Annotated in this window: 10 protein-coding genes and 1 pseudogene; 5 read left to right on the forward strand and 6 right to left on the reverse strand. The window is 66.5% G+C overall.

What is annotated here, in order from left to right:
- Positions 1-95: 95 nt before the first annotated feature.
- The 5 genes from KPL78_RS15490 to KPL78_RS15510 all read right to left on the reverse strand — a co-directional run bounded on the left by KPL78_RS15490 (position 96) and on the right by KPL78_RS15510 (position 5,625).
- Positions 96-2,441 (reverse strand): glycosyltransferase family 4 protein, encoded by a 2,346-nt coding sequence (locus tag KPL78_RS15490; protein WP_219763884.1) that lies wholly within the window; start codon positions 2,439-2,441, stop codon positions 96-98.
- 357 nt (positions 2,442-2,798) lie between these two features.
- Positions 2,799-3,005, reverse strand: coding sequence for a cold-shock protein (locus KPL78_RS15495; RefSeq protein WP_219763885.1), 207 nt, complete (start codon positions 3,003-3,005; stop codon positions 2,799-2,801).
- A 217-nt stretch (positions 3,006-3,222) separates the two neighbouring features.
- Complete coding sequence (locus KPL78_RS15500) at positions 3,223-3,816, reverse strand: exopolysaccharide biosynthesis protein (protein WP_255569046.1); 594 nt, start codon at positions 3,814-3,816, stop codon at positions 3,223-3,225.
- Between the two features lie 51 nt (positions 3,817-3,867).
- Positions 3,868-4,677 carry a transglutaminase-like domain-containing protein gene (locus KPL78_RS15505; RefSeq protein WP_219763887.1) on the reverse strand — a complete coding sequence of 270 codons (810 nt, stop codon included), beginning with the start codon at positions 4,675-4,677 and terminating at the stop codon, positions 3,868-3,870.
- Positions 4,678-4,746: 69 nt separating this feature from the next.
- On the reverse strand, positions 4,747-5,625 hold the full coding sequence (locus KPL78_RS15510) for a transglutaminase family protein (RefSeq protein WP_219763888.1): 879 nt from the start codon (positions 5,623-5,625) through the stop codon (positions 4,747-4,749).
- Positions 5,626-5,960: 335 nt separating this feature from the next.
- Between KPL78_RS15510 and nhaA the strand changes: the two genes are divergently transcribed.
- The 4 genes from nhaA to KPL78_RS15535 all read left to right on the forward strand — a co-directional run bounded on the left by nhaA (position 5,961) and on the right by KPL78_RS15535 (position 9,695).
- Complete coding sequence (gene nhaA / locus KPL78_RS15515) at positions 5,961-7,661, forward strand: Na+/H+ antiporter NhaA (RefSeq protein ID WP_219763889.1); 1,701 nt, start codon at positions 5,961-5,963, stop codon at positions 7,659-7,661.
- Positions 7,662-8,214: 553 nt separating this feature from the next.
- On the forward strand, positions 8,215-8,496 hold the full coding sequence (locus KPL78_RS15525; RefSeq protein WP_219763891.1) for a hypothetical protein: 282 nt from the start codon (positions 8,215-8,217) through the stop codon (positions 8,494-8,496).
- 258 nt (positions 8,497-8,754) lie between these two features.
- A complete protein-coding gene (locus KPL78_RS15530) occupies positions 8,755-9,420 on the forward strand; it encodes a BON domain-containing protein (protein WP_219763892.1) in 666 nt (221 codons plus the stop codon).
- A gap of 98 nt (positions 9,421-9,518) precedes the next feature.
- On the forward strand, positions 9,519-9,695 hold the full coding sequence (locus tag KPL78_RS15535; protein WP_219763893.1) for a hypothetical protein: 177 nt from the start codon (positions 9,519-9,521) through the stop codon (positions 9,693-9,695).
- A 196-nt stretch (positions 9,696-9,891) separates the two neighbouring features.
- Here the strand turns inward: KPL78_RS15535 and KPL78_RS15540 are convergent.
- Positions 9,892-10,907, reverse strand: a pseudogene (locus tag KPL78_RS15540) (IS3 family transposase).
- A 59-nt stretch (positions 10,908-10,966) separates the two neighbouring features.
- On the opposite strand from KPL78_RS15540, the gene KPL78_RS30810 reads away from it, so the two are divergent.
- Positions 10,967-11,887, forward strand: a complete 921-nt coding sequence (locus tag KPL78_RS30810; RefSeq protein ID WP_219763894.1) for a cyclic nucleotide-binding domain-containing protein — start codon at positions 10,967-10,969, stop codon at positions 11,885-11,887.

The following is an 11,887-nucleotide window of genomic DNA, read 5'->3' on the forward strand; positions in this document are numbered from 1 at the left end:
CGGGTCGGGGGCGGACAGGAACGGCCGAAGGATAACCCGGGTGGGGTCCGGCTCCAGCAGGATCGGCAGCCGCGTCAGGTCGGCATGGCCGGTATTCATTGGGCAGCCTGTACGATGCCGATATCGGGACGAGGCGCGGCCTCGGAGAGCGCCGCACGCAGCTCGATCGTGGCCATGAGGAAGGCGAGTGTCGATTCCGCGCCCTGGTTCTCGTTCACCCGGTCGCACAGCAACCCATCGCGGCACCCGCCGGTCTGCGCATCGTACAGCGGCTGCCCGAGGTCATTCTCGCCAAGGAACCAAGCGAAGGCGCGCTGCGCCTCCGTCAGCCAGACGCTCTTGCCGGTGCAGCGCCAAGCAGTAACGCAGGCGCCGACCGTCGCGGATGCCTCCAACGGTTGCTGATCGAAGACGGCGCGGTCAGCATCCTGGCGCCAGAAGCCCTCCGAGCCGACCGGGCGGAAATGCCCGGCCTCGGCACGCTGGATCCGGCAGAGCCAGTCGAGTGCCTCGACCGCGGACGTAAACCAGGCCGCCTTCCCCGCCTGGTGGCCAGCTGCCATGAGGGCCTGCGGCAGACGTGCATTGTCGTAGGACACGACGTCCTCGAACCATGTCCAACCAGGTCGCCGGCTGGCGCGCAGATGCTCGTACAGCCGTTCCGCAAGCTGCGTGCGCAGCCGCTTCAGGCGCAGATCCTCCGGCCGCGCGTCCAGGGCCTCAACCACGCCAAGCAATGCAAAGGCCCAGGCGCGCAGGGAGGTCAGGGCAATTACCGGCGGCGCAGCGCGTTCAAGCAGGCCATAGGCCCACGCGCGGTGTGACGGGTCTTCTGCGCGCGCCGCGGTGGTGCCCAAAGCCCAGATGGCGCGACCATGGCTGTCATCGGATCCGATGGCCTCCAGCCAGCGTCGATCATAGGCCATGAAGTTGCGGAATCGCTCCGCGCCGGCGTCCCAGGCGTGTTGCACGAAGGCGGCCGTGACGTCGAAGAGGTCAGCCGGCGCCGAGGCATTCGACTCCAGGGAGGTGGCAAGGATCAGCCCGCGGGCATTGTCGTCGAGACAGTACCCATGTGCGCGGTCCACGATCGCACGTGTTGCATGCTGCGCGATTCCCGTCGGGTCCAAGAGACGGTCGAGATGGGTCAGCTTCGCCGGCGGCGCCGCGTCGCCGTGCGGCGACAGGACCCAAGCGTGCGGCTGCGGCAGCGCCGTGGCCCCGACAGCGCGCATCAGCGCCTCCGTCGAAAGGGGTGCAGCCATGCGACGGTGGGGCGCATCCCGGCGCGCCTGATCGAAGACGTCGCGATACCGGGCTCCGATACGCGACCAGCGCATGTCCTGGCCAAGTGAATAGGCGGCCTCGCGCATGGTGCGTAGCCGTTCCGGGTCATTCAGCAGGCCGATGACAGCCGACGCGATGGCCGCCGGATCGGCGAATGGAACCAGGACGCCGCGGCCCTCAGCCAACAGTTCCGCAGCGTGCCAGTATGGCGTCGAGATCACTGCCTTGCCCATCCCGAAGCTGTAGGCGAGGGTGCCCGAAACGCTCTGCGCCTCGTTCAGATAGGGGGTGAGGTAGATGTCCGCCGCGGCGATGGCGCGGGTCAGCGTCGGCAGATCCACGAAGCGGTCCAGGAAGTGCACATGGTCCGTAACCCCGAGCTGTGCCGCCAAGCGCTTCAGGGATTTGCGGTGGGCTTCGCCGTCGCGCCGCAGGACGTTGGGATGGGTTGCGCCGAGGACCAGGTACAGGACATCGGGCCGGCTTGCGACGATCGCGGGCATGGCGCGGATTGCCTGTTCGATACCCTTGCCGGGCGACAGTAAGCCGAAGGTGAGCAGAACCGTCCGTCCGGCAGCACCGAATTCGACCTTGTGAGCAGCCGGAGGCATCTCGGCGGGTGTTTCCGGAATGCCGTGCGGGATCACCGTGATGCGCTCGGCCGGAACGCCGTGAACCTCTCCCAGGATTCGCTCAGCCCTTCGGGTCATCACCACGAGCCGGTCGGCGTGGCGGATGAGTCCCTGCATGACACGGAACTGCGAAGGTGTTGGATGATCCAACACTGTGTGCAGCGTCGCGACTATCGGCATCCTCGCATGCCTGAGGAGAGCAAGAACCCGCTCGCCATCGGCATCGCCGAAGATGCCATATTCATGCTGAACGCATAGGACGTCGGCGTTCACGTCGTTGAGGAACTCGGCTGCATGGCCATACGCCTGCAGATCGTCGTCGGCAATCTCGAGCCAGACCTCCGGTGGGTAGTCATAGGTGGCGGCAGCATCTGTCATCGCCAGCACGAAGCATTCAGCATCCGGCACAGCGCCGGCGACCGCGTTGCGCAAGTCACCCGTGAATGTGGCGAGTCCACAGATCCGCGGAGGATGATTGCCGAGAAATGCGATGCGGTGCAGAGGTGGCGCGGGGGACGTCATCGTGGCGGAACTCCTGCTTCGGCTGTTTCGTTAGCTTCCTGGCAAGCGGGAACTGGCCGGGGACAACGTCGAGTGTCACGGACGGAGCACGGCGCTCGGGGTTGCCCAGAGTGCGGCCCATCGGTTGGCACGACCCGCCGTGCGACGCGTGCGCGCACTTCCGTGCGAGAGCTGTCGCACGCGCGCGGATCTCGTGGAGAATGACCCGCGCGGTGCAGCCGCTATGCAGGCGACACCGCTCTCAGCGTGCCTGCGTGGAGACAGGAATCACAAACCAAGGCACGTGGGTCCCCGGCCGCGCACCGGCCATCAGCGGGCCTGGATGGCGAGCCGCATCGACGCGGCGTGGCACTTCCGTTACGCCAGCTTCAGATTGCCGGCCGATACCTTCCCTTGCTGTCCCTGCTGGATCTCGTACTCCAGCCTCTGCCCCTCCTTGGGGCTTTCGATGCCGGCGCGCTCGACATCGGAGGCATGAAGGAAGACGTCCTTCGAGCCATCATGGGGCTGGATGAAGCCGTAGCCCTTCGCTGCATTGAACCACTTCACGGTGCCGATCGGCATGCGGATATCCTTCGCAAGCAGGGGCCGCTTCGCAGCATCGCGGAGCGGATCAAGCTTCTCAGGGGAAGGACACCTTGCTCGGGGCTCGATCGAGAGCAGGGAGGGGCGAGCTCGCCGGATGAATTTGACAACTTCGCATATGGTGAGGCGGCAGATGCTTCGCAACCTCCGTGCGACGACCGCACCTCGGCTACAGCGTCCCGTTCGCGCGAACCACTCAGAGCATGCTGCGCGCAAGGCCCATCGCGCCGAGAGTCTCCCAGGCGACCACAGCAGCGGCTGCGAGCATGATGAATGTCACTGCCAATGCAGCACAAAGCAGGACCCCGTCCTCCTCAAGATACGCGAAGGCGATCAGCCCGATCATCAAGGCAATCGGTACGTTGCTGAGCGGAACAGGGGTCAGAAGGCCAATGGCCAGGACAATGATGACGCCGCCTACAACGCGCTTCGTCGCCTGGAACGGCGTCCCCCAGCGCGGCTGGATGAATCGTTCGAGCCAGCGCAGCACCGGCACGACACGACGGATCAGCCGTTCGAGCTTCCGGGTCTCGAAGGCTCGGTCTGCGACACTGCGTGGGAACACTGGGCGGTGGTTGCCGCGGATCATCTGCACGGCGGGAACCAGGAGCAGGACAGCGACGACCGGCGATACGCCGGGAAGCAGGCCGAGGATCGCCAACAGGAGAAGGACGACACCGAAGGAGCGGTCGCCGAGCCGATCCATCATCCAGGCCAGCGTGGCCCGGCCCTCGAGCGGGTTAGTGAGCAAAGCCTCCAGCACCTCGGAGGTTGGCGTACGCGGGGTCATGGCAGTCGGTAGCCATAGCATGGCCGAGGCGCTCGCCTGCGCGGTCGTGGCCTAGGTCGGTACCTCATCCGTGAAGACGTTGAATCCCGACAGCATGCAGGGGCCGAAGGTTGTCGCGATGGCCACGTCGGTGGCATCGCGGCCGCGGGCCAAAAGAACACGCCCGATGCGCGGCGTGTTGTTGCGCGCGTCGAAGGTGTGCCAGCGATCGTCAAGATATACCTCGAACCAGGCCGCGAAGTCCATCGGGCCATAGGGTGGCGGCATGCCGATATCGCCCAGGTAGCCGGTGCAGTACCGCGCCGGGATGTTCACGCAGCGGCATAGCGTGACCGCGAGATGCGCATAGTCGCGGCAGACACCCCGCCGCTCCGCAAAGGCCTCCGAGGCCGTCCGCGTGGCCCGCGCATGCTCGTAGCCAAAGGCGATGCGCTCATGCACGTAGTCGCAGATCGCCTGAACCCTGTCCCACCCGGTGGGACCCTGGCCGAACAGCGACCAGGCGATGTCCGACAGCCGATCGGTATCGCAGTAGCGGCTGCCGAGCAGGTAGATCAGCATCTCGTCCGGCAGCTCTTCCACCGGGCGTTGCCATGCGGCGTGGGCGATGGTGTCGGGCGTGCCCGGATCGTCGATGAGCAGGCGCGTCGAGATGACCAGCCGGCCGGGAGGCGCGACGATGCGCGTGCACACATTCTCAAAGCTGTCGTAGTAGTTCCTGGCCTCGACCGGCGGGTCGAAGGAAACCTGATGGGGGCCGATGAGATCCGCAGCGCGGGACGGATGCGGCGTAATCATGAGCAGCATGGGCGTGGGCTGTGGGCAATCGTAGATGATCTCGCAGCCGGCGCTGATGTGCATGGGCAACTCCTCCTGAACGCGCTGGCGCGATATGCGCGATGACCTGTGGCGTGCTGGGCTGAACGCCTGTCATGATCCTCGTTCGATGGCCGTGACGCTGACATCGACCGTCATGCCGAGATTGTCGGAGGGAAACCCCGTCCAAGTCCCATGGAGCGGCACGATCTGCCGGTGGTCACGGGCGACGGCGACCCGGATCAGGTCGCGGTTGCCGATGATACCGTTCGTCGGATCGAGCTCGACCCAGCCGGCACCTGGAACATAGACGCGGAGCCAGGCATGCGTCGCTCCGCCGCCAATCCGGCCGCCCTGCTCCGAAGAGTAGATGTAGCCAGAGACGAAGCGTGCCGCGAGACCAAGCGCGCGAAGTGCCTCGATCAGGAAGACCGCGAAGTCGCGACAGGTGCCACTTCCGAGGCGCAGCGTCAGCTGCGGATCCTGCACACCCTTCTCGGAGCGGGCGATGTAGGCGAAGCGCTGCCGTACCCCATGGGTCAGTCCGGCCAGCAGCTCCCGCGTTCCGGTCGGCCCGTCCCGCCTCAGGAACTGGCGGGCCCAGCGTTCGAGCTCATGGTCCGGGTCTGCGTATTGCCGCTCGATGGAGCGGGCCAGGTCTGGCATGTCCTCGACGTCGTAGGAGAAGGGATAGGTCTCGGCCTGGTGCTCGATGGGGTAGTCGAGCGCGTTGACCGGGAAGTGGTCGAGCCGCACGCTGCTGTCGAAGCGCAGCTCGCATGCCCGACCCGAGAAGCTCGCGATGGCGACGCTGTTGCCGAACACGTCGTGGAGCCACCGGATCTCCGACGGTTCCGGTGTGATTTCGAGCTTCGCCTCGATCAGCCTCTGGTCATGTCCCTCGCGCGGACGGAACATCATCCGGTGCTTTCCGAAGGCGACCGGCTGCCGGTATCGATAGGTCGTCACATGATGGACACCGAGAATCGGCATCGCGTCTCCTCGTGCCCGGGCCGCAACCGCACGCGGGTCGCGCGGGTCCGCTTCGGATAATGAGTCGTGGAACTGTTCGCGGGTCGCTCGCGTCTCCTGGCCATGGCCGATGGGCGCTGGCAGCAAGGGGACCGACCCGAACCGAGTCCCGACGATCGTCTTCAGATGGGCCGCACGGACCGCAGGCACAACCCATCAGGTGGCGCGCCGAATGCGAGTCTTCCGTCGACGCACCGGTTGTTCACCGGCGCTGGCACATTTAGATGCGGCGCCGGACGCTGCGGCGACCACATGTCGTCACCATGTTTAGGGGGAGCTCCTCGAAGGCGGCAGGCATGGATCGCGACCAGAAGCCCGACTCTGGCCTCGGCCAGCTGCCTAGGGAGGCCATCGACCGGGTCACGAAGCCGCTCGCCCGGTTCCTGCGCATCGAGACAGCAGGCGGCGCAGCCCTTCTCGTTGCCGCCATCACCGCCTTCGCGCTCTCGAACTCGGCCTGGGCCCACGGCTTTCTCGCATTCTGGGAGATGCCGATCGGCATACGTGCCGGGGCGTTCGAGTTCGAGCGCCCGCTCCGAGGATGGATCAACGACGGCCTGATGACGTTCTTCTTCTTCGTCGTTGCGCTCGAACTCAAGCGGGAACTGGTCCTCGGTGAACTTCGCAAGCCGCGTGTTGCCGCGCTCTCCATCGCTGCCGCGGCAGGCGGGATGCTGATGCCGGCGGCCGTCTACCTCGCATTGCAGCTTGGCCAACCTGGCGAGCACGGCTGGGGCACCGTGATGGCAACTGACACGGCCTTCGTCATCGGCTGCCTGGCCCTCCTGGGTCGGAGGGCACCACCCAGCCTGCGCGTGTTCCTGCTCTCGCTCGCCGTGGTCGACGACATCGGCGCCATCCTTGTCGTCGCGATCGGCTATAGCAGCGAGCTCGGCTGGATGGCACTCGCGATCGGCAGCGCCGGCATCGCGGCGGTGCGTGGCCTGGCACTGCTCGGCGTGCGGAGCGTCCCGGTCTATTTGCTGGCCGGAGGCCTCATCTGGGTCTCCCTTGATGCCTCGGGCATCCACCCTACTGTCGCCGGTGTGGCGCTCGGCCTGCTGACACCAACGCGGGGCTGGGTCAGCGATCGGCGCCTGCGCGCCATCCTGCAGCGGATCCTTGCCCATCCGCCCGGCGACCACCGGAGCGGGGATACCGAGGATCGCAATCTGCTGCGTTCGGCGGGCAGGGCGGCGCGGGAAGCAGTGTCCCCGGTGGAGCGTCTGGAGATGGCGCTGCATCCGTGGGTTGCCTTCGGCGTCATGCCGATTTTCGCACTCGCCAATGCCGGCGTACCTCTCTCTCTTGGCGGCCTCGCAGATCCCGTTGCCTTGGCCGTGGTGTTGGGCTTCGTCCTGGGCAAACCGATCGGCGTCGTGACCTTCGCTTGGCTGGCCGTGCGCTCGGGTCTGGCGGTACGACCGGTAACGCTTGGCTGGGGCGCGCTGGCCGGGGGCGGCATGCTCGCCGGCATCGGCTTCACGATGGCTCTGTTCATCGCCGAACTCGCATTCCAGGGCGATCTGCTTCAGGCCGCAAAGCTCGGCATCCTGGCGGCCTCGGTCGTCGCAGCGGTGGGCGGCTTGACGCTATTGGCCTGGCTGACGCCCGGCGGCACCGAATCCCTTGTCGCCGTAGGCAACACCGACGGCAAGCGCGGGCGAGGAGCCGATTGGGCCGGTCCTGATGGCGATGGACAGCGGCCGGTCACCGTTGTGAGAGGAGAGGAGATGGCATTGCCACGCCAATCGGGTGACCGAACGGCAAGACCAGTGCCGATCCGGTGGCGCCGCCTGTGCTCAGTACCATCCGTCCGACGTGCCGTGAGCTACCCGGACCAGGGTCTTGGTTGCGCCGAGGAGCGGGACTCCGGCATCGACGCGCGCCGCGATAAAGTCGACGGATCAGAGTTCCTCCGAGACCCCATACGTCTTCCCATCGTCCGGGCTGTAGAACCAGCCGCCTCCCCCGCGGCCGGGTCCGGCAGGACGTAAGCCCAGAGGATCGTCGGGCCGCACAGCCGGCGCTGCCGCAGCGCAGGGTCGGGGTCGTTTGAGCCGACCCTGGGGATCGCGCGGCGTCAGCAGCCAGAGGATGCAGCCGCAGAACAGGCCGCTGCGGTCGAAGATCTGCACGGCCGCCTTTCCATCGATGAGCCACGCACCGGCCGGAACGGCCGCTCAGACGCCGGTTTGCGGAACCGCTAGGGCCACGAGGCCAGCGTGCAACAAGGTCATCTCGCAGCACCTACCCGGCAATACTCGCCGAGGGCTGCCTCCGCTGGTGCCGACAGGGACCGGCGGCGACGGAAAGCGGCAGCAAGGACGCTTCCTTGATGTCGTCACCCACTGCCCTCTCTCTCACATTGGTCGTCCGAAGAGACCGCGGAGGGCACGGAATGGTGCATCCCCGCATACTGTCATTCACGGGTCCGGATCACCATCTTCGGTATACGCGCACCGGTGGCGGCTCAGATGGCCATCTATCGCGAGCAGGCGCCGGGCAGCGATCGAGGCGGCCGAACGCGCCGCCTGAAAGACAGCCATCATGAACACCAGGCGCGACAACGAGATCGCCGACCGCTTCGCCGAGGAGCGGAGCGAGGACGAGGGGATGCCCGAGCATCCCGCCAAGGCTCGCGATCCGGTCCGGTGGGCTGCGGAGCGCAGCGAGAGGGTGAGCCACCGCGCCGCCAGACGCCCGCCGGCCCACACCAGCATGTTCGGCATCGCCTTCGTGTCGTGCGTCGCGCTGGTCGCGCTCGCATCCGCCCGTCGCGCGGTCCGTTGGGTGCTGCGCGAAGGACGTGCGGTGAAGCTTCCCCACTGAACGACGGACGCGGCATCGGCGCCGGCCTTGTGCCGCGGACTTTGAAGCGATCGGTGCGACCGTACGCATCGCACACATAGGAGAGAAGAATGGGTAAGGGTCAGAAGCGGACTAGCCGGGAGGCGAAGAAGCCAAAGCTACCCAGGGTGAAGGTGATCGCGGCAGCGTCTCCCTTCGAAGCTGCGCGAGCGCAGAGCCCGCCAGCGCGCGCGAAGAAGCCCTAGCCCCAGGGAACGCTGTTCAGCGCGAGAGGCTGTCATGGACGAGGACCGGATCAGGTTGGAAGACGAGACACCGCACCTATGCAAAGTGAAGGCTGCGCCAGTGGACGCAAGCGACCATGACAGGGCTGCGCGCATGATCGCGGTCCATGTCGAGCCCGACAGCGAGCAAATGAAGGTGGGTGTCGTCCCGCCACGGATCGAGATCCTCCTCGCGTCCGAGGCGGACGGATCGGACGAAGCGATCGCCGAGCGGGCTCTGCGAGCTTTGTTCTCGGCTGCACCACTGCGGCGCGAGCGAATCGCGCTGAGGATCGCACGCGGCCGAGTCACGCTCAGTGGCTCGGTCGCGACCGAGGCGGAGCGCTCAGCCGCCGAGCAGCTCGTTGCCGGCATCGAGGGCGTGTCGGGGGTCACCAATCTGGTGGTCATCCAGTCGCATGGACGCACCACCGAGGCCGCTCAGGGCATCGCCGAAGCTTACGGCGGAGACGCGGAGGGCGGTGATGTTGCCGGCCGGATCGAGGCGCTTTTCGTTCGCCAGACCGGGCTCGGGGCGGCGGAGGTCGTCATCAGTGCGGTTGACGGCAAGGTTGTCCTGACTGGCCGCGTGCATAGTTGGCGCGAGCGCGACCTGGCCGAGCGCATCGCCTGGGCGGCTCCGGGCGTCACCGAGGTGCTGGACCGCATCACGGTCGGGTAGTTGCTGCGCCGGCTCGGTAGGGCACTCCGGGGTGAGGAGCAGTGCCGTGGTGGGTGAATGCCGCAGCATGCCGGATGTGCGCGGCCAAGGAGGCCACGATGCAAACGAATCCGAAGCGCCCGAGCCCCGCAGGCCTCACTGGCTATGTGTCGGAGCACCAGTTTGGTCTGATGATGCTGAGCTGCGCGCTGACGCTCGCCGTCATGCTGGCGGTCGTCTACGGCACCCTCGGCTTTGTACCGATCTGGGCCGTCCACGCCGTTCCCGCTTCGTAGGCGGGCAGTCTGCAGGACGGCTGGTCTGCCGCAAGTGACAGTGCGCCGAGATATCGGCGGACGCCTCCGCCTGCAATCCAAGTCGAGGAAGACGCACCCAATGAGCACCGATCAGTCGAGCAATACCGGTGGTGCCCGTGGCGGTCCGCGGCGGGCTGAAGTTGCCCCGCTTCAGTGGACGGATTGGGAGTAGCGGTCAGTCCTTCATGAGCATCGTCCTCGCTTCGAATTCGATGGGCGAGAGATAGCCGAGGGACGAATGGCGCCTGGTCGGGTTGTAGAGGCCCTCGATGAAGTGGAATACGGCCATGCGTGCCTTGGCCTGGGAACGGAAGCGGCGCCGTTCGAGCAGTTCGCACTCGAGTGTGGCGACGAACGCCTCGCCCAGCGCGTTGTCGCAGGCATCGCCGACCGATCCCGTGCTGGGGCGGACGCCGGCCTCGCAGCCATCGCATTCCGAAGGCCAGCGACGTGTACTGGCTGCCCTGATCGCTGTGATGCACGACATCGGCCGGCTTTCTCGCGGTGACGGCGAGGAACAGGGAGCCTGCCGCGGTCGGCACGTAGGTGATGCCGGCCACCCAGAGCTGGTTGGCGCCGGCGCCGTGAAGACCCGACCGACGAGGTCGTTCGTCGGCCTGTGCGTCGGCTCGCGCCGCGTCGTGGTGGGAAACGGCGCGGCGCCACACCGCGCAGCCCGGCCTGGCGCATCAGCCTCGCCACGCGCTTGCGGGCGATCGCGGTGCCCTCGGCCTGCAACCCGGCATGCACCCGCGGCGCGCCGTAGGTCCCGTGCGAGTCGGCATGGATCGTTCGGATCCGGCGCAGCAGGGCCGCATCCGCCTGGGCGTGCGCCGAGGCCGGCCGGCTGCACCAGGCGTAGTAGCCGGAGGCCGAGACCCGCAGCACGCGGGCCATGGCGCGGATGGGGAATTCGGCCTGGTGCGCGCTCATGAACTCGAAGACCCGGACGGTGTCTTGTCCCGCGCGAACCAGGCCGCCGCCTTTGCCAAAATGTCGCGCTCCTGGCGCTGGTCGTCCCGCCGCCTTCGCTCGCTCCGGCGTCTCGATCCGCCTGGTGAACCCCATGCGCGATCGACTGCGCGTTCGGTTCGAACTCACGCGCAAGGTCCTGCGACGTTCGTCCCGACCGAACCAGTCCACCATCCGCCGCCGGAACTCAGGCGGGTAGGGCACTCTGAAGCTGGGCATCTCAGACACCTCCGTCTCAAGCCTCGGGGTGTCCACGAAAGAGGGTCAACTTCATCATCGTGCCGGGCAAGCCGCGGCAGAACGCGCTTATCGAACGCTACAACCACCAGTTCCGCGAAGAATGCTCAACGAGCACCTGTTCGGCAGCCTACCGGCCGTACGCCGGATCATCGAGGCGCGACTACAACATGGACCACCCGCACCCGAGATTGCTCCTCATTGTGTCTAATGTGTTGATCGTCGAGGATGGAGCATCCGGCGCAAGCGGAGCGTGGGCAGGCATGGTCGGAACAGGACAACGGCTAAGGAAGCGGACACAGCCGCGATCGGATCGATTCGATCTGATCGGCTTTCTGCCTCCGGATGCCCGTCACAGCTTTGAGCAATCAGTATTCCAGAGGCACTACGCTTCGGGCCAGGGCATCTACGACAAGGGTGATGATGACGCCGAGATGTTTCGTGTCGTCAGCGGCGAGGTCCGCCTGACCCATCTGCTCGACGACGGCCGCGAGCTGTTCCATACGCTTTATCGTCCAGGCGACTGCTTCGGGATGTTGAGCCTTCTCGACCGGAAGCCGCGCGCGCAACGCGCGGAAGCTGTCGGGGCCACGGAGGTACAAGTACTGAACCAACGTGGCTTCGATACCCTGCGGCGCGACCATCGCGCTTTCGACGAGGCGCTGATGCTCCTGCTCGCAGGCGACATTCGTGGCCTCATCGAACGAGTCAATAGCGCAAAGCTCGAAGGGTTGGAGAGCCGAGTGGCGCGCTGCATCCTGCGCTACGCGCGTGATACGGAGGAAGGCGAGCGGGTTGCCAACCTGTCGCAAGCGGCCCTGGCGGCGATCGCCGGAGCTTCGCGACAGAGCGTCAACAAGGTTCTGCGGGATTTCCAGTCGGATGATCTAATCGCCATCCGCTACGCGGCAATCGTCATCCGTGACGGCCGAGGTCTCGAGCGTCGCACCAATCCCGTGTGA

It is taken from the genome of Roseomonas alba, assembly GCF_019430885.1.
Classification (GTDB): Bacteria; Pseudomonadota; Alphaproteobacteria; order Acetobacterales; family Acetobacteraceae; genus Neoroseomonas; species Neoroseomonas alba.